This window comes from Arthrobacter sp. NPDC056727 (assembly GCF_042790555.1).
In the GTDB taxonomy this organism is placed as follows: domain Bacteria; phylum Actinomycetota; class Actinomycetes; order Actinomycetales; family Micrococcaceae; genus Arthrobacter.
This window is the reverse complement of record NZ_JBHTZA010000003.1, coordinates 193,050-216,635: the sequence shown is the minus strand read 5'-3', so window position 1 is coordinate 216,635 and position 23,586 is coordinate 193,050. Positions and strand designations below refer to the sequence as shown.

At 67.4% G+C, this 23,586-nt stretch carries 21 protein-coding genes and 3 tRNA genes; 7 read left to right on the top strand and 17 right to left on the bottom strand.

From position 1 onward, the window contains the following. Positions 1–20: 20 nt before the first annotated feature. The 10 genes from ACFRAH_RS04415 to ACFRAH_RS04370 all read right to left on the bottom strand — a co-directional run bounded on the left by ACFRAH_RS04415 (position 21) and on the right by ACFRAH_RS04370 (position 5,743). Positions 21–632: a hypothetical protein gene (locus ACFRAH_RS04415; protein WP_377989702.1), complete on the bottom strand. Its 612-nt coding sequence runs from the start codon at positions 630–632 to the stop codon at positions 21–23. Beyond that, entirely contained in the window at positions 629–1,279 is a 651-nt protein-coding gene (locus ACFRAH_RS04410; protein WP_377989701.1) for a DUF6286 domain-containing protein, read from the bottom strand. Before ACFRAH_RS04410 ends, ACFRAH_RS04415 begins: the two co-directional genes overlap by 4 nt. Beyond that, on the bottom strand, positions 1,276–1,644 hold the full coding sequence (locus tag ACFRAH_RS04405; RefSeq protein WP_377989700.1) for a hypothetical protein: 369 nt from the start codon (positions 1,642–1,644) through the stop codon (positions 1,276–1,278). The genes ACFRAH_RS04410 and ACFRAH_RS04405 overlap by 4 nt, the downstream gene beginning before the upstream one ends. Beyond that, the gene (locus tag ACFRAH_RS04400) at positions 1,641–1,832 is read right to left on the bottom strand and encodes a DUF2273 domain-containing protein (RefSeq protein WP_003799126.1); all 192 of its coding nucleotides are present in this window, start codon (positions 1,830–1,832) and stop codon (positions 1,641–1,643) included. The genes ACFRAH_RS04405 and ACFRAH_RS04400 overlap by 4 nt, the downstream gene beginning before the upstream one ends. Next, positions 1,829–2,284 (bottom strand): Asp23/Gls24 family envelope stress response protein, encoded by a 456-nt coding sequence (locus tag ACFRAH_RS04395; protein ID WP_377989699.1) that lies wholly within the window; start codon positions 2,282–2,284, stop codon positions 1,829–1,831. The genes ACFRAH_RS04400 and ACFRAH_RS04395 overlap by 4 nt, the downstream gene beginning before the upstream one ends. Positions 2,285–2,349: 65 nt before the next feature. Beyond that, a complete protein-coding gene (locus ACFRAH_RS04390) occupies positions 2,350–2,817 on the bottom strand; it encodes a hypothetical protein (protein WP_377989698.1) in 468 nt (155 codons plus the stop codon). A gap of 230 nt (positions 2,818–3,047) precedes the next feature. Further along, on the bottom strand, positions 3,048–4,643 hold the full coding sequence (locus tag ACFRAH_RS04385) for a glycoside hydrolase family 68 protein (RefSeq protein WP_377989697.1): 1,596 nt from the start codon (positions 4,641–4,643) through the stop codon (positions 3,048–3,050). A gap of 735 nt (positions 4,644–5,378) precedes the next feature. Continuing rightward, positions 5,379–5,454 (bottom strand) — tRNA-Phe (locus ACFRAH_RS04380). 48 nt (positions 5,455–5,502) lie between these two features. Then, positions 5,503–5,576: transfer RNA gene (locus ACFRAH_RS04375), tRNA-Asp, on the bottom strand. Positions 5,577–5,670: 94 nt separating this feature from the next. Continuing rightward, positions 5,671–5,743, bottom strand: a tRNA-Glu gene (locus tag ACFRAH_RS04370). 237 nt (positions 5,744–5,980) lie between these two features. On the opposite strand from ACFRAH_RS04370, the gene ACFRAH_RS04365 reads away from it, so the two are divergent. From ACFRAH_RS04365 to ACFRAH_RS04355, 3 genes are all read left to right on the top strand, one after another. Then, positions 5,981–6,919, top strand: coding sequence for a DMT family transporter (locus ACFRAH_RS04365; protein WP_377989696.1), 939 nt, complete (start codon positions 5,981–5,983; stop codon positions 6,917–6,919). Positions 6,920–6,928: 9 nt separating this feature from the next. Further along, entirely contained in the window at positions 6,929–7,357 is a 429-nt protein-coding gene (locus ACFRAH_RS04360) for a metallopeptidase family protein (protein WP_377989695.1), read from the top strand. Between the two features lie 229 nt (positions 7,358–7,586). Next, a complete protein-coding gene (locus ACFRAH_RS04355) occupies positions 7,587–9,128 on the top strand; it encodes a C40 family peptidase (RefSeq protein WP_377989694.1) in 1,542 nt (513 codons plus the stop codon). Between the two features lie 42 nt (positions 9,129–9,170). Here the strand turns inward: ACFRAH_RS04355 and ACFRAH_RS04350 are convergent, their stop codons facing one another. The 3 genes from ACFRAH_RS04350 to ACFRAH_RS04340 form a co-directional block, all read right to left on the bottom strand. Then, entirely contained in the window at positions 9,171–10,112 is a 942-nt protein-coding gene (locus ACFRAH_RS04350) for an ABC transporter permease (RefSeq protein WP_377989693.1), read from the bottom strand. Further along, the gene (locus tag ACFRAH_RS04345; RefSeq protein ID WP_377989809.1) at positions 10,099–11,028 is read right to left on the bottom strand and encodes an ABC transporter ATP-binding protein; all 930 of its coding nucleotides are present in this window, start codon (positions 11,026–11,028) and stop codon (positions 10,099–10,101) included. Before ACFRAH_RS04345 ends, ACFRAH_RS04350 begins: the two co-directional genes overlap by 14 nt. Positions 11,029–11,111: 83 nt before the next feature. Continuing rightward, positions 11,112–12,266, bottom strand: a complete 1,155-nt coding sequence (locus ACFRAH_RS04340) for an outer membrane lipoprotein carrier protein LolA (RefSeq protein WP_377989692.1) — start codon at positions 12,264–12,266, stop codon at positions 11,112–11,114. 153 nt (positions 12,267–12,419) lie between these two features. On the opposite strand from ACFRAH_RS04340, the gene ACFRAH_RS04335 reads away from it, so the two are divergent. Continuing rightward, a complete protein-coding gene (locus ACFRAH_RS04335) occupies positions 12,420–13,079 on the top strand; it encodes a DedA family protein (RefSeq protein ID WP_377989691.1) in 660 nt (219 codons plus the stop codon). 18 nt (positions 13,080–13,097) lie between these two features. On the opposite strand, the gene ACFRAH_RS04330 is transcribed toward ACFRAH_RS04335, so the two are convergent. Both ACFRAH_RS04330 and ACFRAH_RS04325 read right to left on the bottom strand, forming a co-directional pair. Next, positions 13,098–15,851 carry a PEP/pyruvate-binding domain-containing protein gene (locus tag ACFRAH_RS04330; protein WP_377989690.1) on the bottom strand — a complete coding sequence of 918 codons (2,754 nt, stop codon included), beginning with the start codon at positions 15,849–15,851 and terminating at the stop codon, positions 13,098–13,100. A 3-nt stretch (positions 15,852–15,854) separates the two neighbouring features. Next, the gene (locus ACFRAH_RS04325; protein WP_377989689.1) at positions 15,855–16,892 is read right to left on the bottom strand and encodes a universal stress protein; all 1,038 of its coding nucleotides are present in this window, start codon (positions 16,890–16,892) and stop codon (positions 15,855–15,857) included. A 411-nt stretch (positions 16,893–17,303) separates the two neighbouring features. Between ACFRAH_RS04325 and ACFRAH_RS04320 the strand changes: the two genes are divergently transcribed. Beyond that, entirely contained in the window at positions 17,304–17,930 is a 627-nt protein-coding gene (locus ACFRAH_RS04320) for an FAD-dependent monooxygenase (RefSeq protein WP_377989688.1), read from the top strand. A gap of 93 nt (positions 17,931–18,023) precedes the next feature. Here the strand turns inward: ACFRAH_RS04320 and ACFRAH_RS04315 are convergent, their stop codons facing one another. After that, positions 18,024–18,626, bottom strand: coding sequence for a copper resistance protein CopC (locus tag ACFRAH_RS04315; protein WP_377989687.1), 603 nt, complete (start codon positions 18,624–18,626; stop codon positions 18,024–18,026). 111 nt (positions 18,627–18,737) lie between these two features. Here ACFRAH_RS04315 and ACFRAH_RS04310 point away from each other — a divergent pair, with 111 nt between their 5' ends. Beyond that, complete coding sequence (locus ACFRAH_RS04310) at positions 18,738–20,177, top strand: NCS2 family permease (protein WP_377989686.1); 1,440 nt, start codon at positions 18,738–18,740, stop codon at positions 20,175–20,177. A gap of 134 nt (positions 20,178–20,311) precedes the next feature. After that, entirely contained in the window at positions 20,312–21,268 is a 957-nt protein-coding gene (gene hutG / locus ACFRAH_RS04305; RefSeq protein ID WP_377989685.1) for a formimidoylglutamase, read from the top strand. 18 nt (positions 21,269–21,286) lie between these two features. On the opposite strand, the gene ACFRAH_RS04300 is transcribed toward hutG, so the two are convergent. Continuing rightward, a complete protein-coding gene (locus tag ACFRAH_RS04300; protein WP_377989684.1) occupies positions 21,287–23,518 on the bottom strand; it encodes a transglycosylase domain-containing protein in 2,232 nt (743 codons plus the stop codon). Between the last annotated feature and the right edge of the window lie 68 nt (positions 23,519–23,586).

Genomic DNA, 23,586 nt, shown 5'->3' with positions numbered 1-23,586 from the left:
ATAGCTTCGGGAAGACTGAGCTAGCGGACCCGCTCGGCACGGCTGAAGCGGGTCCGCGCGCCGGCCGCGATGTGCACCAGGACCGGCGTCCGCTGGCCCACCACGGCGCCCAGGGCGTCGATAAGGTCGGCCGCTTCGGCCGCGACCGCCTGCGGAGCCACGCCGGGCCGCGGATGCAGCCGGAGCTTCAGCGCCGGCTGGCCCTTGACGTCGTAGATCGAAACCGTGGCTCCGGCGAGATCTGGACGGTCGGTCAGCGCGTTCTTCAGTGCCTGCTCGGCCACTCCCCCGCCGATCCGGATATCGCCGGGAACGCCGCCCGGGTCCTCCGCTGCCAACAGGAGGTCGGTGCGGCCTTTGCCCTGCTGGGCGATCCAGGCCACCATGAGCACGATCAGCAGCACCACCGCCAGGGCCAGCACGATCCACAGCCAGCTTCCCTGCCGGCCGGGGAACTGTGTGCCCTCGAAGGCCGTTGCTGCGTTGTCCGAGACGCTTTTGGACCATGAATGCCACCAGTCCGCGACGGCGGGGACGGCCGCCAGAAGTATGAGCAGCATGCCAATCACCAGCAATTTGAAGCCCAGAATGCCGAGGATGATCCGGTTGAGGAGCCTGGGTGTGCTGTTCATGCGCCCACCACCCCGGAGGTGGACAGGTTGACCGTCACCTGGGGCATGGGGGAAGGGCCCATCGCCTGCAGTTCGTCCTCCACGGCCTGCAGAATGGCATTTTCGCTGACCGGCACGCCGGAGGTGGGGCGGACGTTGACCACCACCTGGCGCCGGGAGACCACCACCATGACCTGTTCCTGCGTGACATGGGCTGCGAGGCGGGCGCTCCTGGCGAGAGCCGCGGCGATGACTTCATCATCGACCACCACGGCGATCCGCCGGTCATCCAGCAGATGCCTGGCGCGCCGCCCGGGCAGGACCGCACTCAGGAAAAAGAACAGCCCCACCGCCGCAGTCACGGCTCCGGCAGCACCCAGCAGCAGCGGCGGAACGCCGGCCGGGAGCGCCGTGATCCGTTCCGCGGCCGTCTGCGGATCGATGAGCCAGGGCGGCTGGCCGATGGCGCGGACGACGGATTCCAGGAGGGCATAAAGGCAGACCAGAATGACCAGGGCTCCGGCGATGACCGCTGCCACGGCACGTGAGGAATGTGTTTCCCGGTGCAGGATCCGCCTCATGTCAATGGCGGCAGCGTGCGCCGCACCCGAGCCGCCCTGCGCCGGCTCCCCGCCGGCTTCCTGGTGCTGTTCAACGACAGAACTCACTGCGCCCTGCCCCCTTCCGTCACGTGGGTCCCGCTGATGCGGATATCCACCCTGCTCAACCTTGCACCGCTGAGTTCGGTGACCTTGGTGAGGATGTCGGACCGGGCGTGGACGGTCCTTTCCCAGATGGAGCCGCCCAGGGCCTGGACGCGACCCGGGTCGCGGAGGACGGCCGCAAGGCTGGGGATCCGGATGGGGGCGACGAGCGACAAGGCCAGCAGGCCGTCGTCGTCCGCCCAGTCTGCGCGCACGTCATGGGCGTGGATTCCCAGGGCTTCAGCAGCGGCAGCTTTGGCAAGGCTGGTCAGCGCCTGGGTACTGATCCTGTTGTGGCCGCTGTACTGCCCGGGGGCTGCACCGTTCATGAGGAGGAGCGCCGGCCGCTGATGGCGTCAATGACGCTGCGCAGGTCCAGTTTCCCTTCTGCGGCGCGGCCCAGAAGCGCACCGATTCCCATGAACAGCAAGGAAATCAGGAACCCCCAGAGGCCGAACTGTAGTGACATGAACGCCACGAAGGCGCCGACGGCGATTCCGACGACGGTGGGGCTCACAGGACTGCCTCCCTCTCCGCGATAGCGGGCGCACCGGTCGGCTTCACCGGCGGCGCGATGTAGACGTCGTTAATCTCGACGTTGACCTCGATGACCTGGAGGCCCACGAGTTTCTCGACGGCTGAATAAACGCTTGCCCGTACCTGGTTGGCCAGGGCATGCAGCGGAGTGCCATAGACCGCCACGAGGGTGATGTCTACTGCCACCTGGGTTTCACCGACCTCGGCGTGCACCCCGGCGGCGTGGTCGGAGCTGCCCACCGCGTCCCTGATGGCTCCGAGCGCCCGGGAGGATCCGGTGCCCAGGGAATACACGCCGGGCACGGCCCTGGCCGCTATCCCGGCAACCTTGGCCACGGCGGTCTCGGAGATGACGGTCCGCCCGCCGGCAGGAGCCGGCACCAGGGCAGGGTCCGCGCGAACGGCGGCGGTTTGTGGATTCTGGTATTCCATCAGCACTCCCCTTCTGTTGAACACAACCCTATCCCTTAGGCCGGACAACGTCAGGGGCCTGTCAGTTAGTGGCAGTTCGCGGACAGCCAGCTGGTCACGGGGGCCATGGCGGCCTCAAACTTGCCGTTGGAATACACACTCTGGTCCGAGAGGCCAGCCAGTGCCACCTGGTTGAGCCGCGCGAAATCCGCCTTCAGCGCTTCCGGCACCCGCTGGGCCGTCTCCGCCAGCTCGGCCTTCTTCTGCTCCAGTTCCGCCGTCTTGCCCTGGGCAGCGGAGAGGGGCAGCAGGGATGCGCCCGTGGCCTGCGTGGAGATGGCGCCACAGGCCTCAGCCGCCGTAGCGTAGCCGCCGTAGGGACCGGACGCCGCGCTTGCGGACTCGGTCGGCGCGGCGCTGCTGGCCGCCGTCGTGGATGTTGCAGAAGCCAACGGCGCACTTCCGGAGGCAGGCGCGGAGCAGGCGGTAAGTGCCGCTACGGCAAGAAGGGCGGTGGCGTACAGCGGGCGGGCAAGATGTTTCACGGTTTCCATTCCTGGAGTGGTTGTGCCGCCGTCGGCGGCCTGGCTGGGCAGCCGCAGAACGCCTGCCCCGTCCCCCGGCGTGCGAGTCTAGCCCGGGCGGAGTGCCTCTTTCCAAGTTGACAGGACGGGTGCACTTTGCAGTGCTGTCCGTACATGGCTCCTTATATACGGGGATGCAGACGCAGCAGGAGGCGCCCGGACCGGGTCCGGACGCCTCCTGTCTATTGCGTCAGGCTGGCCTACTTGTAGAGGCCGTTCCCGCCAACGTGGACGTTGGTGGGCAGGTAACCGAACGGGCCGAGGCCGTTCTTGCCGAAGCTGCGGTCAACCTGGGACACGCCGTCGCGGAAGTTGATCTTCACCGTGGGTGAGAGGGAGCCGCCGCGGACGCCGTTCACGTTGTCGATGAAGGACTGGACCAGGCCGCCGGGCTGCACGTAGTGCGAGTAGGCCTGGAACTGGCGGCCGTTCTGCTGGGCCGACAGGTTGCCGCTCGGGTTGTTGGCAGGCAGGTTCAGGTCGGTCGGGGACCCCAGGGCCAGGCCGCTCTTGTTCATCGGCTGGTAGTCGGAGCGGACGCCGTTGCCGACGAAGCCGTACACGCCGTCAGGGCCGCGCATGCCCGCCGCGTAGGTGAACTGGTGGCTGATGGTGAACAGGTAGTACTTGTTCTTGCCGTTTTCGTTCTGGATGAAGATCTGCGGGCGCTCGGTCTGGTCGTTGACGCAGTTGGCCGAGAGGACCGGCGGCAGGAAGTGCCACTTAGTCAGGTCCTTGTTGTCGGCCACGGCCAGGCCCACGTTGGCGGTCTGGTAGTAGGCGCCGCTGCTCTGGACGTCGTTTACGTTCTCGGCGTTGGCGTCGCCCGGCTTGTAGCCAAGGTCTTCGGCCTTGCACTCGTATGCGCCGCGGTTGCCGCCGGTGTTGCCTTCGAAGACCATGAAGGTCTTGCCCGGGTGGGCCGGGTCGGCAAAGGTGTAAGGGTCGCGGAACGCGAAGCCCGGGTTCTGCGCCTTGGTCTGGTACAGCTTTCCGTCCGGTTCCAGCAGTTTGGTGTGCTTGAAGCCGTCGAACGTCACGCCGTTCTTGTCAGCGTGGATGTTGCCCAGGGCCTTGGCGATGGCCGCGTCCGGGGCGATGCCGCCGCCGCCTGCGTTGCGCTCCGCAACGTCGTGGAACGTGGTGGCCGTGTAGAACACGTTCACCTGGTTGCCCTGCATCAGGCGGGTGGAGCCGGACCATTCGGTGTTGCCGATGGAGGTGTTGTCCAGGAACAGGTGTCCGCCATAGTTCCACTTGTCCTTGGCCGGGTCGGCGTTGGTCTTGCGGAAGAAGTAGCCGATCCGGGCGTTCCAGTGGCGCTGGTCGAAGCCATAGCCTGCGTGCCGGTCAGCAACCAGGGAGAAGATGACGTCGTAGCCCTTGTAGCTGATCTGGTTGGCGTTCTCGTCCGTCAGGGACCAGGTGTCCCAGACCCAGACGTCGTCGTTCATTGCAGGGAAATCCTCCGGGATTTCTGGCATGGTGACGTCGGGGCTCATGGAGTTCTTGCCCGGGGCAACAGTGGAGTCGCTCTGCGCCATGATCTGCTTGGCGTCGGCACGGGTCCACTTGGAGGTGAAGTCCGCTGCCGGGTCGTACGCCTTCTGGCTGTGGTCGGTGGGCAGCGGGAAACCGGGGGTGGGAGCCGGCATCTGCTGCGCGGCGGGCGGGTCCGACGGCTCGTTTGCCTGTGCCGAGGGCACGGCGAGGAACGCCGTGGCGGCGACGGTTGCCGCCAGAGCTGCGGCGGCGGGACGCCACCGCAGCATCCGGGTGTTGGGGTGCTTGTGCATTGTTGCTCTTCTCGCGGAGTTATTTCGTGGAAGACGGGCAAGTGCCCTTGTCCCGGCACTCCGGAGACCCCGATGACACGGCATGCGTCATCGAGGACGCCGTTGTGTCGAGGGAGAAACGGGGTTTGGGTAGGACCCCTGGTGGGCAAGTGGAAATGTCATACATTTCGCGGCCCACACTCAACGCTAGACAACGTTGTCAGCCGAGTTCAACCCGGTTTTTGGCGTCATCCATCACGAGGCATCAGATTCGCGCAAGCGCTTACATTTCGTCTGCGCGCGCGTGCAACACTCGAGGGCTGGAATCAAATGAGCCGTCATCAACGCGTCATCAATGGCCTCGATCACACCTCCCGCCAGGTGCCCGCCCCGACAAAAAGGGGGCACTATGACACGGAACACGCCGGCCGCCGTCGGAATTACGACGCCGGCAGCCCCAAAGCGCCCCGCGACGGCACACCCCTCTCCCGCCGAGGCCATCCTGGGACCGGCAGGTTCGAGGAATCCGCGCGGCCAAAGCGGGGGACTATGACACGAAACACGCCGGCCGCCGTCGGAATTACGACGCCGAAGCCGTCAAAGTGCCCCACGACGGTTCGCGGCGGCCCGGGAAGTGGGGTCAGAAAAGTGGGCGCCAGAGAAGCTGGGGGCCGGGCCGAAGATACGTAGTCCAGGGAAGGGAAATCCGGGGACGAAAAAACCCCGCTGTTCCTGATGGAACAGCGGGGTTTTAGCTGGTGGCTCCGACCGGCGTCGATCCGGTGACCTTTCGATTTTCAGTCGAACGCTCTACCAACTGAGCTACAGAGCCTAGGTGACATGTCACCATGACAACCGGAATTTCTTCCGGCAATCAAAGCGACCCTGACGGGACTTGAACCCGCGACCTCCGCCGTGACAGGGCGGCGCGCTAACCAACTGCGCTACAGGGCCTTGCTATTTCTTGCTTTCCGCAGCATCGCTACCGCGTTTTTTCAAGGACTCCAGCCTACCAGACTTTTTTGCCTGCTTTGACCACTTCCTTGCGTACCCCCAACGGGATTCGAACCCGTGCCGCCGCCGTGAAAGGGCGGTGTCCTAGGCCGCTAGACGATGGGGGCCTGGACTCAATTTGGCTGAGCGAGGGCAAAAATAAAGGGCCGAAGCCTTTCGTTTCTTTCCCTGTTCCTCCGAACTGGACGACTAAAACTATAGGGCCTATCCCCGGAATATCCAAAATCGGCGCCAAGACCGGCCAAACGGCAGGCAAACCACGGCCCGCGAGAATGGCAGTTTCTTGGCTAGACATGGCCGATTTCCGCCAGCCACCGGACGGGCAAGGGAACTAGATTGGCATCATGGCATCCACCGCCGGCACCAGTCCGCTCCAGCCCCACTCCCCCGAAGCGCACACCTCCCAGGAACCCCGGAAGGGCGTCAACAAGCTGGGCGTCGCCGCGGTCGTGGTGACCGTGGTGCTCTGGGCCTCCGCCTTCGTGGGCATCCGCGCCGTCGGCCCAAGCTTCTCCCCCGGCGCCCTGACCCTGGGGCGGCTGGCGATTGCCGCCGTCGTGCTTGGCGCGGTGATGCTTCCCAAGCTGCGGGCGCTGCCGCGGGGACGCGAGTGGTGGCCGATTCTCGCCTACGGCGTCATGTGGTTCGGCGGGTACAACGTAGCGCTCAACGCTGCGGAGCATTCGCTCGATGCCGGTACCAGCGCCCTGCTCATTAACGTGAACCCGATCCTGGTGGCCGTGATGGCGGGCATCATCCTCAAAGAGGGCTTCCCGCGCTGGCTGATTATCGGCAGCCTGGTGGCATTCGGCGGCGTCGCGGTCATCGCCTTGGGATCGGGGACGCGTTCGACGGCGGACGTGGCCGGCGTGCTGCTTTGCCTCCTCGCTGCTGCACTCGCCGCCGTCAGCGTCATCATCCAGAAGCCGGTCCTGCGGAAGTTTCCGGCGGGGCAGGCAACGTGGCTCGGAATCATGGTGGGCCTGGTCTGCTGCCTGCCCTTCGCCGGCCAGCTGGGACACGAACTGCAGGCGGCACCGCTGTCCGCCACCCTTGGCCTGGTCTACCTGGGCATCTTCCCCACCGCCATCGCCTTCACCACGTGGGCCTACGCCCTTTCGTTGATCGACGCCGGCAAACTCGCTGCCACCACGTATCTGGTGCCCGGCACCACGGTGCTGATCTCGTGGCTGGTGCTCAGCGAGATCCCGACGGTCTGGGGACTCGTGGGCGGCGCCATCTGCCTGCTCGGCGTAGGGCTGACCCGGCGGAGATCCCGCTAAAGTTTGGCTATGCCCGCAAACCTGCCGCCCGGCCTCCCGATCATGCCGGAGGGAGCCGGCGAACCGTCGGGTTTCGACATGTCCGAGGCCGACTTCGAAGCCGCCGTCAGCGACGCCCTGGACCAGCTTCCCGCCGAGGTGGCACGGGCGATGGACAACGTGGCCGTGTTCATCGACGACGACTACGTTCCGCAGCCCGGCGAGGACCCAGACACAGTGCTTCTGGGACTGTACGAAGGCGTTCCGCTGACCGAGCGCGACTCGTGGTGGGACGCCGGCTCCCTCCCGGACCGCATCACCATCTACCGCCAGCCGATCCTGGACATCTGCTCCTCGAGAGAGGACGTGGTGGAGGAGGTGGCGGTAACGGTGATCCACGAGGTCGCCCATCACTTCGGAATCGACGACCAGCGGCTTCACGAACTGGGCTGGGACTAGCCTGCAGGCTCTGTCCCCCACTGCCCGTTACGCCCCTGCGCCACCGTTTCCCACGACACGCCTGCGCATCTCGCGCGAAATGACACTGGTGTTGTTTATGTTATTGATGTGACCAGTGTTGCCAAAGTGGTAATTGGCCACCTAACCTCAGAGGGCTGGGCATCTCCAAAGGGGCACTTTCGTGCCGCCTCCCTCTTCGTTCGCCCCGCCATGACTTGCGAGGTTACGAATGGGTTTGACCGGCTCTGGCCGCACGACGGCGGTCCTGTGCACCGCGGTTGTCCTCTTGGGAACCCTTGCAGCACCCGCACGCGCTGACCGTGCACCCGCGGTAACACCGCCGTCTTCATTCCTTGTGCCAACAGCCCTGGCAGTTCCCGCATCGCCGGAGATCCCGTCCCCTGCGGACATCGCCGCCGCCAAGTCCAGTGAAAAAGCGACCGCGGCAAAGGTGGCGGACATCGAGGGCATCCTGGCCGACGCCGGCGCGGCCCAGGAGGTTACGTTCGCGCGGACGCTCGAAGCCAACAACGCCTACAGCAACGCGCTCGTGGAGCTGCACACGAGGGCGGACGCTGCCGCCGTGGCCACCGCAAGGGCCGCCGCGGCGGACAAGGAGCAGTCCAGGAGCCGCAAGGCCGTGGGGCAGTTGGCCGGGGACCTGTACCGGAACGGCGGACTCAATCCGGAGCTCAGCGGCCTGGTCACGGGCACGGGCGACGTCCTGGCCAAGGCCGCAACGCTGCAGGCCCTCACCGCCGGCCGGAGCAGGGCTTTCACCGACGCCGAAACCACCGCCGCCGCTGCCGAATCACTCACGGCCGCAGCCGCCGACGCCCGCCGAGCGGCCGACGACGCCGCAAAAACGGCCGAGACCCTCAAAGCAGAGGCGGACCAGGCCAATGCCGCCCAGGTGAAGGCGGTGGCGGATGCCAAGTCCCAGCGGACTGTCCTCGTGGGGCAGCTTGCCACGCTGCGCCACACCACCACAGCGCTCGAGTCCGCCCGCGTGGACGGCCTGGAGCGCCAGCGCCAGCAGGCCCGCCTCGCCGCCGTAACTGCGGCCGCCGAACGTGCTGCCGCAGCCCAGGCCGCGGCCGACGATGCAGTTGCCGACAAGGCAGCTGCTGCGAATGACGGGTCTGCAAGCAGCGGAACCGGGCAGCCGGCGGATCGGGCCGCTTCAGCTCCTGCCCGGACGCCTGCCCAGTCGGATCCTTCTCCCGCCGCCCCCGCGGCCCCTTCGGCCCCGACGCGCCCGGCTCCGGCGCCCGCCCGCCCGGCCCCCGCGCAGCCGGCCCCCGAACGGCCGGCACCAGCACCCGCCCCGGCACCTGTCCCGGTTCAGCCGGCCCCCGCCCCCGTGCCCGTCCCGGTTCAGCCCGCGCCGTCTCCCGGCGGTTCCAACCAGGCGGCCATCTCGGTGGCCATGGCCAAGGTGGGATCCCCTTACTTTTACCAGTACGGCGGCACGGGGGCGTACGGCTTCGATTGCTCGGGCCTGGTCCAGAACGCTTTCGCAGCCATCGGGAAACAACTTCCGCGCACCGCCGCGGAGCAGTTCGCCCAGGCACCCGTCCACCTTCCGCTGTCCCAGGCTCAGCCCGGCGATCTCCTGGTCTGGGGGTCGGCCCCGGGTTTCTACCATGTGGCGATCTACCTGGGCGGCGGCAAGGTGGTCCAGGCGCTGAACCCGTCGGCGGGCATCACCGTCACGGACCTGAGCATGATGGCCGGCATGCAGCTCTACCCCGTCGCTGCACGGTACTGAGCCGCCGCACGGCACTGATCCGCCCGGAAGCCCCGGGAGCCCCTAGGACAGCACGTCCTTGCTCACGAACCTGCCATAAGCGAGGGCGCCGAAGGCTGCGATGTAGCCCGCCTGCAGCAGCGCGTTGTCGCCGAACGAATCCCATCCGATGGGCTGGCGAAGCAGGTCTGCGAAGCCAAACCAGTTGTGCGTGAACAGCCACGGGTGCAGCCATTCCAGCTGGGGCAGCTGGTCGAGCACCTGGGAGACAACAGACAGGACGATGGTGGCAGCCATGGCCCCGACCGGCACGTCCGTCAGCGTGGACAGGAACAGCCCGATGGCCGACAACCCCAGAAGGGACACGGCCTGGTAGGCAGCGATCAGCAGCATCCTGACCAACGCTTCCTCCGGCTCCACGAGGTCGCCCGAGAGCAGCGCCACCGGCCCCACCGGAAAGAGCGCCCAGCCAATGCCCGCGCCAGCGAGCGCTACGGCCAGCGGCGCGGAAATACAGAACACGGCTGCCCCGGCATACTTGATCAGCAGCAGCCGCACCCTTCCGGCCGGAGCCACCAGCAGATACCGCAGAGTGCCCAGTCCGGCCTCCCCCGCGATGGTGTCCCCCGCAACCACGCCGATGGTCAGGGGCAGGAACAGCGGAACGGAAACCAGCATCGCGGTCACGGCCACGAACAGCCCGTTCTGGCTGATCCGGTCCAGGAAGGCCGGCCCCCTCCCCGCCGGCACAGCTGAAGAAACACGCACGACGACGGCAATCACCACCGGGATGGCGGCCAGTGCCAGGAGCATCGCCTGCGTCCTGCGGCGGCGGAAGAGCTGCTTCAGCTCCGACGCGAGCAGCGGACCACTGGACGGCCGGCGCCTGGTACCCGGTGCGGGGGCGTTGCGGACCGGCAGCTGCCCGCCTGCCGTCTCCTGCGCCGCCGGCCGATCACTGTGCGGCACCGAATCACCGTGGGACACCGAATCACTGTGCGACATCGAACCCTTCCCCCGTCAACGCCACGAAGCGGTCCTCCAGGCTGCCACGCTCCACCGTGAACCCGCGGACCCGCACACCGTCCGCCACGAGGGCCGCGACGATCGCTTCGGGTGCCACGCCTCCGTTTGCGCTTGGTTCACCAGCCGGGGCTGCGCCGACGGGCAGGCTGGACGTGATGACGGCGTCCGCGCCGTCCGGATGCCCCACCACCGCGGACAAACCAAACCGTGCCAAAACGCCCGAGGCCGTGCCGGCGTCGGGCGTCACCAGGCGGAGCTGTGCGGTGCCCGCCTGCCGGAGTTCTGCCAGGGGCCCCTGCGCCACGAGCCGGCCGGCGCTCATGATGGCCGCATGCGTGCAGATTTGCTCCACTTCGGCCAGCAGGTGGCTGGACACGAACACGGTGGCCCCGTCGGCGGCGAGGGAGCGCACCAGGTGGCGGACCTCCCGGGTGCCCTGCGGGTCCAGCCCGTTGGTGGGTTCGTCCAGGACCAGCAATTCGCGCCGTGCCAGCAGCGCGTTGGCGATTCCCAGCCGCTGCTTCATGCCGAGCGAATAGGCCCGCACCTTCTTGCCGGCGGCATGCGAAAGCCCCACGCGCTCCAGTGCTTCAGCCACCCGTGCCCGGCGCGTGGACGGCGCGGCGTGGCGGTCCGCTGCATCCAAGCGGTGCAGATTTGCCGCACCCGACAGGAACGGATAGAAGGCCGGCCCCTCCACCAGCGCGCCGACCCTGGGCAGGACCTCATCGAGCTGCCGGGGCATGTCGAACCCCAGGACCGTGACATCCCCCGCGGTGGGGGCCGCGAGGCCGAGCATCATGCGGATGGTGGTGGTCTTGCCGGAACCGTTGGGCCCCAGGAAGCCGAACACTGAACCCCGGGGCACGGTGAGGTCGATGCCGTTCACCGCCATCTGCCGGCCGAAGCGCTTGCTCAGCCCCCGAGTTTCTATTGCAGGTGCGTCAGTTGCGGAGCCCGGGCCGCGGCCAGCGGCTGTCACGTCGCGGCTGCGGCGGCCTGGAGCCGCTCCAGGGGCACGGCACCCACAAAGGTCCGGCCGTCGTCGGTCAGCAGGACATTGACCAGTGATGTGGAGATCGCCCGGCCGCCCTGCACCGTCACCGTCGCCTGGCGGAGCAGTGGATCATTGAGCAGCTTGTCCACCGACTGCTTACCGGAGTCCCGGGAAGCCGACGGGGCGGACGCGGACGGGGCCGGGATGCCGACGATCCGTTCCCAGCCGGTGCCAGAGACGGTTGGACCGTGCTCGCGCAGGTCCTTGTCAGCCAGGTCCTTGTGCATACGATTCCTGTTGGCCATGCCCTTCCCAGCCGGGTTCGTGCCCGTCTTGTGGGATGGCACCGCAAGTTCCTTCACCGAGGCACCCGGCGGCGGCGAGAAGTTGAACAGGCCCGCGTCGGGAGCCCCCAGCGTCAGGCTGGAGAATGCGGTCCGGAAGGCAGGCTCCTGTTGCCCGCGCGCCCGCACCTCCACGCTCAGCGGCATGCCGTTCTCACCGTCCACGGCCACGGCCACGGAGCCCACCAGGGTCACGTCCGACCGCGGTGTGAGGACCAGACTGTAAGCAGCCCGGCCCGCCACCTCGGTGTCGTCGGCCACGGTCACCTCGGTGCTGCTGTCCACCTTTTCAAGCATCTTCGCGGCCAGTTCCTCCGGCGTGGCAACACCGGCCGGCATGTCGTGGCTGCGGGATTCCTTCGACGCCCTGGCGGGGAGCGTGACGTGCGTGGCCGTGTTGTCCTTGGAGTTGTACAGCCACAGCTCATTGCCCTGGCGGACGGCGTCGTGCTCGGCCATCCGGTCCATCACCTGGATGCGCGCCTTGGTTGGCCCGTCGACGTAGACCCGGGCGCTGTGCGGCCCGGTCAGCAGCTCTGCGAGGGACCCCGTGGCTGCGCCCGATGTGGGCCCTACCTGTGGAAGATCAGGGAGGCCGAGTTCGGAGGACTGCTCCACCGTGCCGGAGAAGGACTTCGTCTGGTGTTGTCCGATCATCGCCAGCACCTGGGTCGGTGTCTTCTCCGGCAACGGATCCCGGGCGCTCGCGGGCAGGGACCCCGCCAGGACTCCGGCGGCAATAACAGCAGGTACGGCCACGGCAGGTGTCCACCGCAGCCAGGTGGCAGTCATGTCAACTCCGCTCCGACGTCGCAGCTCATATCCTCAGGGTACGCCTCAGTATCACCTGTGGCAGCCCCTGTCCGGCCTGTCCGCTTTCGCCATACCGGCCGGTAGGCCAGACTGGAGGGGACGCCGTCTTCCAGCTTCCAGGAGCCTTCAACAATGCGTATTCCCGGTGCCACCTCCAGTCCCGCCGACGAACTGACAGGCATCGTGGGCTTCGCCGCCCAGTCGATCGATTCGCTCGGGGAATGGGGCGTGGGCCTCTTTACGCTCCTCGAGACGGTGTTCCCGCCGATTCCCAGCGAGGTGATTCTTCCGCTGGCCGGGTTCCTGACCCGGCAGGGATCCCTCAGCCTGGCCCTGGTCTTCGTGACCAGTACGCTGGGGGCGTATCTCGGTGCGCTTGCCCTGTACTTCCTTGGCGCAAGGCTGGGGCTGGAGCGTTCGATCCGGTGGCTGTCGAAGCTGCCGCTGGTGGACCGGGAGGACTTCGAGCGCGCCGAGGGCTGGTTCCGCCGCCACGGCAGGGCCGCGGTTTTCTTCGGCCGCCTGCTCCCCGGTGTCCGCAGCCTCATTTCACTCCCGGCAGGTGCCGAACGGATGCACCTGGGCACCTTCAGCCTCTTCACCATTGCCGGCAGCGCCATCTGGAACGGGGCGCTGATCGGACTGGGCGTGCTGCTGGGCCGGCGGTACGCGACGGTGGAGCAGTACTCCCGCTACCTCAACTACGCCGTCTATGCCGCGCTGGCTATTTTCGTGGTCTGGCTCGTGGTCCGGCACGTCAGGCGCGGGAAGCCGGCGCCGGACCGGCAGTAGCCACCGGCACCCCGGTTCTCAGGTGCCCGGCACCACGGTGCCGGCCCCGCCGTCGACCGTCACTTCCTGGCCTGTCCTGAGCAGCAAGGTGGCGTCAGCGACGCCCACGACGGCCGGGATTCCGTACTCCCGGGCAACCACTGCGCCATGGGAGTTGGGGCCGCCCATCTCCATCACCAGGCCTCCCGCCGTCAGGAACAGCGGAGTCCAGCCCGGATCGGTGGACGGCGCGACGAGGATCTCCCCCGGCTCCAGATGGGCGCCAACGGGATCCAGGATGACACGGGCGGACGCCGTCACTGTCCCCGCCGACGCCGGGCTCCCGGACAGCGCCCCGGTGGCGGTGCCGTCGCCGGTAAGCAGGGTTTCGGGCTCCGTTCCGTCGGAGAGCAGCATGCGCGGAATATGGCGCCGCTCCAGTTCCAGGTAATAGGCGCCTTGCCGCTGCGCCACGAGATCCTGCATGTCGGCACCGTCCAGCGCCTGGTTCGCCTCGGCAAAGTCCAGGAAGAAGATGTCCTCTGCCCGGGCGATCCGTTTCTGCTCTGCCAGGACCGCGCCCACTTCGGCCAGCTGCTTGCGGACTTCGGCCAGTGCCAGGACGATCTGGAACTTGGGAAGTTCGCGCAGCCCGGCGAAGAGCCGCGCCCGCCGCAGCGCCGCCCTGACGGCCACGGCGCGGAGGCGTCCCCTGGTACCGGCCTCGGCCACCAGCCTCTCTATCTGTGCCTCCGCTTCGGCTGCTGCCTGGCTGAACTGGCGGTCGGGGGCCCGTTCCGGGTCCTCCAGCCGGAGGTAGTTGGCCAGGACACCAAGAATATGGGTGGGATCGTCCCGCCAGCGGGGCATGCCGACGTCGATCTCCGCGACCGCCCGGTGCCCGTACCGTGCCAGGAATTCGGCCAGACCGTCCTGGGCCGCGGCGGGCAACTCACCGGCGGCGAAGCGCTGCGCCAGGACGGCAGGGGGATGTCCGGTGACCACGGCCACCGACTCGGCGTCGGACTTGATCCTGGTGGCCACCCGCCACAGCTCGAGGTCCATCTCGGTTGTCACGTTGTTGGGCAGTCCGCGGAGCACGGGCTGGAGGTCGATGTTCCTGCCTGGACCCGTGCCATTCTTGGCGTTGTCCCCATTGGCGCTTTCCCTGCCCGCGCCAAAGAGCTTGCCGGCGCCCAGCAGTTTTCCGGCGAGGCCCAGCATGGCGAAACCGAGGCCGGCCAGCGGGAGTACGTTCGGAAGGTTGGGGAACAGCCGCGAGAGTATCCCCTCGGCGTGGTCAAGCCGCGCGCGGGGTGTTGCACCTTGGGGCAGCTCCAGCGTCGCGTTGAACTCAGTGGTGAAGCGGTTGAGGCGTTTGAGCGCCGCCTCCGGTCGGACCAGCGCCCGGAGTGCTGCTTCCGGCACTCGGAACCGGGCAGCGATGGGAACCACGTGCTTGAGCAGGGCCCAGGGCGTGCGGCGGGTGATGGAGAGGCGCGGGTCATCGAAAACGCTGCGGAGAACCTTTGCGGAGCGTGCCTCCATGATGTCAAAGACGCTGGGGATGACCCGGCGGCCCACGGTGCTCCGCGCTGCGGCCGTCAGGTCGACAAAGATGCGCTGCCCGGCTTCGACATAGGGCGGCGGCCCGCCGCGGTGGTCCGGGACGTCAAAACCGGCGGCGGCAGCAACGGAGGAGCCGAGTTGCCGCAGGGCGGCAAGCCCCATCGGGGTCAGCGGCCGGGTGAGGCCCTGGGCGAGGCTGAAGCACAGGTAGACGCGCAGCTCCTCCCCAGGGCCGCGCCGTGGCCGGGCCTTCGACGGCACGGGGAACAGCGTGGTGATCGGCCGGGACTGGGTCAGCCAGAGCTTTCCGCCGCCGTCGAGCGCCCACTCCGTGTCCTGCGGGGCGCCGTAGTGCGCCTCTGCTTTGCTCCCCAGCACGGCGAGTTCGCGGATCTGCGGGTCGGTCAGGCACGGCTCGGCCAGTGCACCCTGGCCTGCGTGGGCACCCTGGTCGACGTATTCGGTGCCGCCCCCGGGCAACGGCCGGACAGCTGTCCGCTTGTCCCCGAGGCGGCGCTGCAGGATGGCGCCGGATGCGGTGTCCACCACGAAATGGTCCGGGTTGACCGCGCCGGACACCACGGCCTCGCCGAGCCCCGGGCTCGCGTCGATCACGGTCTCCCGGCGCCTGCCGGTGACCGGGTTTGCTGTGAACATCACGCCCGCCGCCTCGGCGTCCACCATCCGCTGGACGACGACGGCGAGGGCAACGGTTGCGGGGTCGATGTTGCGGCTGGCGCGGTACGCCACTGCCCGGTCAGTCCACAGCGACGCCCAGCACTTGCGGACGGCGTCCAGCAGTGCCACGGCGTCGATGACGTTCAGGTACGTGTCCTGCTGGCCGGCAAAGCTGGCGAAGGGAAGGTCCTCGGCCGTGGCCGAGGACCTTACCGCGACGGGAACGCCGTCCATTGCCCGGTAGGCCGTCAGCACTTCCCCGGCGATCGCCGTCGGCAATTCTGCCGAGGTAATCAGGCTGCGGGCTGTGGCGGCCAGGGCTGCGAGGGCCTCCAGGTCATCAGCCGGGGTGTCCTGGAGGGCGCTGTGCACCTCTGCGAGGCCCAACGGCTCCACTGCCTGGACGTAGGCGTCGGTGGTCAGGCAGAATCCGTCGGGTACGGGGAGGCCTGCCGCAAGCAGCTCGCCGAGGTTGGCGGCTTTTCCGCCAACCTGCGGAAGCATGGAGGCGCTGAGGTCCCCGAGGCCGAGCACCAGCCCGCTCATGCGCTACGAAGCGCCGAGCATGGGTCCGAAGCTGGCGCGGTCGGCCAGCCGGGGGTCTTCCCGGTCCGGAACCACCATCACCGGGCTCTTGGCATGGTGGAGGACGCCGTCCGACGTCGAACCCAGGAGCATGCCGGTAAAGCCGCCGCGGCCGCGGGTTCCCACCACTATCAGCTCAACGTGCCGGCTGGCCTCCACCAGAACATCCACGGGCGAACCGTCCAGCAGCCGGGTCTCAATGGCCAGCCGCGGGAAGTGGCTCTGCAGCCAGGCCACCCCGGCCTTCAGCTGGACCTGGATGTCAGCGAACAGCGCCTCCCGGTCCAGCGGGGCAGGAACCCACGCAAGGGATCCGCTGTACTGCGGCACAGCGCAGATCACGCGCAGCGGCGCACCCAGGCGTTCGGCCTGCTCTGCGGCTTCCAGGACGGCGACGCGGGCCTGCTCGGACCCGTCCACGCCCACCACCACTGTCTTTTCCACGGCACCGTGGCCGGCCTTGGCCTGCTCCGCCCGGATGTGTTTGTCCTGGGTGGTCTCGCCCAGCCGGTCGGAGCAGATCAGGGGAACCGTCACCGTTGGGCATTTGGCATGGGCCGGAAGCGCGCTGCTTACGGAACCGAGGAGCCGCCCTACGAACCCTCCCCGCCCCCGCGTCCCGAAGACCAGCAGCTCGGCGGTCTCGGAGAGGTCGAGCAGCACCCCTGATGCGTCTCCGTTCTCAACCGAAGCGCTGACGTCGATGTTATAGCCGGCCACCTTGTCCACGGCATGCTGCAGGATGGCCTCGGCGCCCTCGCGGATCACCGAGTCGTCCACGGTGGCATAGCCGCCGTCGAGGCCGGAGGCGGCAAAGATGGGCACCGAGTAGGCGGTGACTATATGGAGGGGACGACGGCGGCGTTCGGCTTCGCGGGCCGCCCATACGAGGGCGCACTGGCCGTGGTCCGAACCATCGACGCCAACGACGATTCCTTCGGGTCTCGCGTGCCGGGCACCGCCATCCCTTGCCGGGTCGGGATGCAATTCGTGTGCGTCCATTCCGTCCGCCTCCTCGCGATACTGCCTGATGATGCGGCTAGTCTGCCAGAAGCAGCCTTGCTAACCGTAACCGGCAGGCCGTCCGGTTCCCGGTTTCGTACCGCCTGCGCTTAAATCCAATAATTCTCGGTCGGCGATCTCTTAGCAAGCAGGCCCAACGCGGCTCTGCGGGGCCTTTCGAAAGGCTGTTTTTGGCGGCCGGATGACGCCATGCAAAGCCCTGCAAACCAAAGTTTCGGGAGGGGTATCCAGCGACCAAAAAATTCTGTAATGTCGAGGCACCATCGATCCGGATTGTGCTCCACAGCACGTCCGGGGATGTCTTGTGTCTGCTTGCTGGGGCAGTGGACGGTGCACGGCGATGATGCCCTGCGCTTCGAAATTCTCGAGGAGGAAGTTGTAGTGTCAAGCATGCCTGGTCTCAGCGGCGCAGAACGGACCACCACTGTGGTCATCGGTACCGGACTTCCCGGTTTGGCCATCGCCACCGAACTCCGGCGCCGGGGCGTCGATTCAATCATCGTCAGCCGGCTTGCATCCCCCGGCAGCAGCCAGCCGTTCCAGAAGTCCGCGCCGCAGCGGTGCGACGAGGCGGCATCGGTCCAGGAGCGGAACGAAATCCTCCGGCACCTGCGCAACTACGCGTCGAGCCATCAGCTGGACATCCGCAACGACACGTCTGCCGTGTTGCTCGACAAGATGGGCCCGGCGGCGGAGGCCTCCCTGCACCGCTGGGCCGTGCATACTCCGGACGGCGTGCTCCTGGCCGACCACATTGTGCTCACCCGCTGCGCCCACAGCCAGCTGCGGCGCATGCTGACGGACCTCGGCATCTCCATTGGCACCAACCTGGTGGCCACCATGCGCGCCATCGGCATCTACCTGGTGGGCGTGGGTGAGCTCATCACGCCAACGCCCAAGGAAGTGCTGCGCCAGGCAAAGGTGGTGGGCCAGGCCATTTCGGCGAAGGTCTACCCGGACAGCGTGCCGTCGGTGCTCACCGGAAGCTTCCCGACGCTCCCCGCCGCAGCAGTCTGAGGCAAAGCCCGACGGCGATGATCGCCGTCGGGCTTTCTTGTCCCCTGTGGTTCGCTCGCGCTACTGCACAGGGCGGGGCGGGCAGGTGGCTAGTTAGTTCCCGGCGTCGTCATTGTCACTGACGCCGAGCCTCCGGCGGGCCAGCACGCCCAGGGTGACGAGCAGGCCGAGAGCCACGGCGGCAAAGATCACGATGCTCCATGGGAAGGGCTCCGCGGAGTGCGGGGCTGTGCCGGTGGCCTGGGTCTGCCCCGGCTGCGGCGTGCCGACGCTCGGGACCGGCGCCGTGGCCGCACCTGCGGCAGCGGCCGTGGCGGTGAAGGCGAACGTGCCCTCAATCGGATGGGAGTCCGAGCTCACCACGCGCCACACCACCGTGTACTTCCCGGCAGGCGCACCCTCCCGCAGCTTTTGCGAGGCGACGTTGTCCACGATCTCCACCTTGCCGTCGGCCCAGTCGGTTCCGGAGGCATCCGTCACCCTGACCTCGGAACCGAGCCCCAGCGGAGTGTTGTTGAAGGTGATCGAGACCCTGGCGGGAGCCGTTGCCACGGTGGCGCCGTCGGCCGGGCTGCTGCCCTCGGCGACATCGTGCGCAGAAGCCGGCCCTGCCGTCACGAGCCCCGCAGCAAGAAGCAGGCAAACGGACGCAAGCGCGCCAAGGACGGCGGACAGCAACTGGCGGGGAAAACGCATGGGCGGACTACTCCTAGTGTTGACTTCCTTACAGAGTAGGCGAATTTGCTGGGACGGCACCTGCCAACCTACTAGGATTCAAGTAACCCCCACACTCTCACCGGAGGACTAATGCTCAAGCAGGGCTCTGCACTTGACCGGTACTTCAAAATTTCAGAACGGGGGTCCAACCTCAACCGCGAGATCCGCGGCGGTTTCGCCACCTTCTTCGCCATGAGCTACATCGTGGTGCTGAACCCCCTGATCCTGTCCGTCGCCGACTCCTCCGGTGCCACACTCGGTTTCCAGGCAGTTGCTGCCGTCACCGCCTTTGTTGCCGGCATCCTGACCATCCTCATGGGCGCATGGGCCAAGCATCCGTTTGCCATGGCCACCGGCCTCGGCGTCAACGCCTTCGTGGCCGTGACAGTGGCCACCAACCCGGGCCTCACATGGCCGGACATGATGGGCCTGGTGGTCCTCTCCGGCGTCACCATGATGATCCTGGTCCTCACCGGGTTCCGGACCGCAGTGTTCCGGGCGGTGCCGGACGGTCTCAAGACGGCGATCGTGGTGGGCATCGGCCTGTTCATCGCCCTCATCGGCTTGGTGAACGCCGGCTTCGTGCGCCGCGTTCCCGATGCCGCCGGGACCACCGTCCCCGTGGGCCTCGGCTTTGACGGCAAGCTTCTGGGCTGGCCCACGCTGGTGTTCGTATTCGGACTGATCCTGACCATCGCCCTGCTGGTCCGCAACGTCAAGGGCGCCATCCTGATCGGCATCGTCGCCTCCACCATTCTGGCCGTCATCCTGGAGTTCACGCTGCACATCGGGCCCAGCTTCGACGGCAAGAACTTCAACCCGCAGGGCTGGTCCCTGGTGGCCCCCAAGTTCACCGAATGGGCCGCTCCCGATCTGTCCCTGATCGGCAAGGCCAACCCGATCGGCGCCTTCGGGCACCTGGGCGTGGTGGCCGCGGCCCTGCTCGCGTTCGTGATCCTGCTCAGCATCTTCTTCGATGCCATGGGCACCATGGTGGGCCTGGCCAACGAGGCCGGAACCGTGGACAAGGACGGCAACATCCCCAACGTTGACCGCGTGCTGCAGGTGGACGCCCTCGGCGCCATCGTGGGCGGCGGCGCCTCCGTGTCCTCCAACCAGATCTACGTCGAATCCGGTGCGGGCATCGGCGAGGGCGCGCGGACCGGACTGGCCTCGATCGTCACCGGCCTGCTGTTCCTGGTGGCCATGTTCTTCACCCCGCTGATCAACCTCGTGCCGTTCGAGGCCGTGGCCCCCGCCCTGGTGGTGGTCGGCTTCATGATGGTGGCGCAGATCAGCAAGATCCACTGGCAGGACTGGGGCATCGCGCTGCCCGCCTTCCTCACGTTCACGCTGATGCCCTTCACCTACTCGATCGCCAACGGCCTGGGCGCGGGCTTCATCTCCTACGTCCTGATCCGCACTTTCCAGGGCCGCACCCGCGAGGTGCACCCGCTGATGTGGGCCGTCGCGGCGGCGTTCGTCCTGTTCTTCGCCATCGGCCCGATCGAGCAGGCACTGGGCATGTAGTTCCGCTCTCCCCCTTCGACCAGATGGCACGGTGTTCTTCCCGGACACCGTGCCATCTGGCGTTTTCCGGTATTCCAGACATTGCGACGGCGGCGCTGCTGGTTTTCGCCGGGTCCGTGCGGTGAGCTTGAAGCATGGACTTTCCCACGCTCTCAGTTGACGTTCAGCCCCGCCCCTGGACGGGCCGTTACGACGGCGACGGCGAGGCCCACCGCCGGTGGTGGCAGGCGGTAGCAACTGATTCACAGGCCCCGCACACCACGGTGCCCGCACAGCGCCCCGCCGCTATCCTCGGCTTCTGCAGCGACGAGGGCGTGCGCCGGAACAAGGGCAGGACCGGGGCCGTGGCTGCCCCGGCGGCCATCCGCAGCGCGCTGGGCCCCCTCGCCTACCACTCGGAGAGATTGGTCGCCGACGCCGGCGACGTGGTGGTCCGAGACGGCGAACTGGAAGCCGGCCAGGCCCGCGCGGGCCTCGCCGTGGCAGCACTGCTCGACGGCGGCCGCCTCACCATGGTGCTCGGCGGCGGCCACGAAACCGCGTATGCCAGCTACATCGGCGTAGCCGGGTCGCGGGCGGTCCGCGACGGCCAGCGGCTGGGCGTGCTCAACCTCGATGCCCATTTCGACCTCCGGGACGAAGCAACGCCCAGTTCGGGGACGCCGTTCCTCCAGATGGCCCGTGCGGAAGCGGCCGCCGGGCGCGAACTGAACTACGCCGTCGTCGGAATTTCCGAACCCAACAACACCCGTGCCCTGTTCAGCACCGCCGAAAAGCTGGGGGTGAAGTATCTGCTGGACGAGGAGTGCACCCCCGGCGCAGCCGAGGCCTTTGTGGCGGATTTCCTCAGCGGGATCGACGTCCTCTACCTGACCATCGACCTGGACGTGCTCCCGGCGGCGGTTGCACCGGGGGTCAGCGCCCCGGCGGCCTACGGTGTTCCACTGCCGGTGATCAGCGCCGTCTGCCGCCAGGTGGTGGCCAGCGGCAAGCTGCTGCACGCGGACGTGGCCGAGCTGAACCCGGCCTTCGACATCGACAACCGGACCGCCAGGGTGGCCGCGCGGCTGGTCAGTATCCTGCTGGGCTAGGGACAGCCTGTCCCGCCCCTAATCCCTGGGTTTGGGCTTGGGCTTGGGCGTGGCCGTGGGCTTCGGGGTTGGCCGGGCGGGCGGCTTCGGCTTCGCCGCAGGCTTGCTGACGATCGACGCCGGCGGTTTGGGGAAGGCCGCGGCCGGATAGAGCCGCGCCACCTGGAGCATGTAGTTCGCCCACTGCGGGCCCGCGATCATGTAGCCGTCGATGCGGTCGTAGTGCTTGCCGTTGACGGTGAGGTTCCGGCCGGGGCGCTGCTGGCCCTCGAGGGCATCCCCGAAGAACGACGCGGTCGCCAGGCCGGAGGTGTAGCCCAGGACCCAGGTGGCGCTGTTGCTGTTGTTGGTGCCTGTCTTGGCCGCCACGGGCACGGCTTTCTGCACCTTGGGGTTGATGTAAATACCGGAGCCCTTGTTGAGCATGTCCTGAAGTGCCTTGTTCACTCCCCTGACCACGTTCTTGTCCACGGTGTCGCTGCATTCCTGGGCCTGCGCCGGAAGCTTCTTGCCGGCCATGTCCGCCACCCCGGCCAGGGCCACCGGCACGCAGTACCGGCCGTCGGCGGCGAAGGTGGCAAAGGCGCTGGCCATGGTCATCGGGGCCACCCCGGTGCCGCCCAGGAGGTTGCCCAGCTGGTGCATGTTGACCGGTGTCCCGTCCAGCCCGCTGCGCAGCCCGACGGCGTTGACCATGTTCTGGATTCCGCAGAAGTCCAGCTGTGCGGCTTCGGCAAAGGTGGCTGTGTTGATGGAGTTGTAGAGCCCGTAGTCGGCCGGCATCTTGCGGTAGTAGCCCTCCGACGCGTTCTGGAGGTCGTCAGCCGTTTCGAGCCCCGCCCGGCGCTGCTTGGTGCTGTAGCCGCCGGCCACCTTTCCACAGGAGGACCGCCAGCGGAACCCCAGCGGATACTCGCGCTTCGAGGCGTCCACCACCGTGGTCATGGTCCTGCCCTGGTGCAGCCATTCGGCGAAGGTAAAGGGCTTCATGGTGGATCCCGGCTGGAACCCGCCGGCCCCGTTGAGGTCGTTGCCGTTCGCGTCCTTGGCGTCCACATTGAAGTTCAGCTGGGTATTGAACTTCCCGGGCTGTGGCAGGTACACCGTGTTCTGGGCCATCGCCAGGACCTTGCCGGTGCCCGGCTGCACCGTGACCAGCGAAGCGCCCCACTTGTCCGGATTGGCACCGGCGGTGGCGTTGACCTGCGCCTGCGCCTTGGCCTGCAGCCGGCTGTCCAGGGTTGTCCTGATGGTCAGGCCGCCGCGGAAGAGCCGCTTTTCGCGCGCTTCCGTGTCCGCACCGTAGGCCGGGTTGTTGAGGAAGAGGTGGGTCACGTAGTCACAGAAGTACGGGGCCATGGTGGCCGCGGCACATCCCTGCCGCGAGGGCTTGACCTTCACGCCGACGCCGGAGGCCGCGGCGGCGTCGTGCTGTTTCTTGGTGATCATCTTCTGCTTGAGCATTTCGCCGAGGACCTGGTTGCGCCGTTTCAGCGAGTTCTTAGGGTTGGCCACGGGATCGTAGAAGCTGGGGCTGTTCACCAGGCCTGCGAGCAGCGCCGACTGGGGCAGCGTCAACTTGCTGGCCGGGACGCTGAAGAAGTACTGGGACGCCGCCTCGATGCCGTAGGCACTGCGGTTGAAGAAGACAATGTTGAGGTAGCCCTCGAGGATCTGGTCCTTGGTGAACTTCTGCTCCAGGGCCATCGCGAGCCGCATCTCACGCAGCTTGTCCCCCATGGTCTTCTGCCCGCTGAGCACCACCTGGTCCTCACGGCCTTCGGAAATCAGGGACTCGTTCACAATGTTGGTGACGTACTGCTGGGTAAGGGTGGAGGCGCCCTGCCGGTCGCCGCGGGTCAGGTTGCTGGTCAGTGCGCGCAGCACGCCCTGCGTGTCCACCCCGCGGTGCTCGTAGAACCGGCTGTCCTCGATGGCGACGACGGCCTTCCGGATGAACGGGGACATCTGCTTCAGGGGCACCCGGACCCGGTTCTCGGAATAGAACGTGGCGATGAGCTTGCCGTCCGCCGTCAGCATGCGGGTTGTCTGCGACGGCGCGGGCACCGCGAGTTCGGTCGGCAGGCTGTTGAAGTAGGAAATCGACCTGCTGACCGAGGTGCCGCCAAGGGCAGCCCCGGGCACCAGGAACCCGGCTACGAGGACTCCGCACAGGCAGCTGACAATCACGAACCCCAGCAACTTTGCCAAGGCCACAGCCGTACGGGGTATCAATCTTCTGCCTGCCATGATCCAAGCTCACCACACCACGGACGGAAAGCAGAATACTCGCGGCCCCCGGCATGGTTCGTTGCTCC

What these genes read in the sequence shown, in the direction of transcription:
- ACFRAH_RS04345 (WP_377989809.1), bottom strand. Translation starts at nt 11,028, where the DNA reads ATGGCGGTGAACGGCATCGACCTCACCGTGCCCCGGGGTTCAGTGTTC.
- ACFRAH_RS04350 (WP_377989693.1), bottom strand. Translation starts at nt 10,112, where the DNA reads ATGTCGCACAGTGATTCGGTGTCCCACGGTGATTCGGTGCCGCACAGT.
- ACFRAH_RS04320 (WP_377989688.1), top strand. Translation starts at nt 17,304, where the DNA reads ATGCCTGGTCTCAGCGGCGCAGAACGGACCACCACTGTGGTCATCGGT.
- ACFRAH_RS04335 (WP_377989691.1), top strand. Translation starts at nt 12,420, where the DNA reads ATGCGTATTCCCGGTGCCACCTCCAGTCCCGCCGACGAACTGACAGGC.
- ACFRAH_RS04330 (WP_377989690.1), bottom strand. Translation starts at nt 15,851, where the DNA reads ATGAGCGGGCTGGTGCTCGGCCTCGGGGACCTCAGCGCCTCCATGCTT.
- ACFRAH_RS04315 (WP_377989687.1), bottom strand. Translation starts at nt 18,626, where the DNA reads ATGCGTTTTCCCCGCCAGTTGCTGTCCGCCGTCCTTGGCGCGCTTGCG.
- ACFRAH_RS04360 (WP_377989695.1), top strand. Translation starts at nt 6,929, where the DNA reads ATGCCCGCAAACCTGCCGCCCGGCCTCCCGATCATGCCGGAGGGAGCC.
- ACFRAH_RS04340 (WP_377989692.1), bottom strand. Translation starts at nt 12,266, where the DNA reads ATGACTGCCACCTGGCTGCGGTGGACACCTGCCGTGGCCGTACCTGCT.
- hutG (WP_377989685.1), top strand. Translation starts at nt 20,312, where the DNA reads ATGGACTTTCCCACGCTCTCAGTTGACGTTCAGCCCCGCCCCTGGACG.
- ACFRAH_RS04385 (WP_377989697.1), bottom strand. Translation starts at nt 4,643, where the DNA reads ATGCACAAGCACCCCAACACCCGGATGCTGCGGTGGCGTCCCGCCGCC.
- ACFRAH_RS04310 (WP_377989686.1), top strand. Translation starts at nt 18,738, where the DNA reads ATGCTCAAGCAGGGCTCTGCACTTGACCGGTACTTCAAAATTTCAGAA.
- ACFRAH_RS04300 (WP_377989684.1), bottom strand. Translation starts at nt 23,518, where the DNA reads ATGGCAGGCAGAAGATTGATACCCCGTACGGCTGTGGCCTTGGCAAAG.
- ACFRAH_RS04355 (WP_377989694.1), top strand. Translation starts at nt 7,587, where the DNA reads ATGGGTTTGACCGGCTCTGGCCGCACGACGGCGGTCCTGTGCACCGCG.
- ACFRAH_RS04365 (WP_377989696.1), top strand. Translation starts at nt 5,981, where the DNA reads ATGGCATCCACCGCCGGCACCAGTCCGCTCCAGCCCCACTCCCCCGAA.
- ACFRAH_RS04325 (WP_377989689.1), bottom strand. Translation starts at nt 16,892, where the DNA reads ATGGACGCACACGAATTGCATCCCGACCCGGCAAGGGATGGCGGTGCC.
- ACFRAH_RS04405 (WP_377989700.1), bottom strand. Translation starts at nt 1,644, where the DNA reads ATGAACGGTGCAGCCCCCGGGCAGTACAGCGGCCACAACAGGATCAGT.
- ACFRAH_RS04390 (WP_377989698.1), bottom strand. Translation starts at nt 2,817, where the DNA reads ATGGAAACCGTGAAACATCTTGCCCGCCCGCTGTACGCCACCGCCCTT.
- ACFRAH_RS04395 (WP_377989699.1), bottom strand. Translation starts at nt 2,284, where the DNA reads ATGGAATACCAGAATCCACAAACCGCCGCCGTTCGCGCGGACCCTGCC.
- ACFRAH_RS04415 (WP_377989702.1), bottom strand. Translation starts at nt 632, where the DNA reads ATGAACAGCACACCCAGGCTCCTCAACCGGATCATCCTCGGCATTCTG.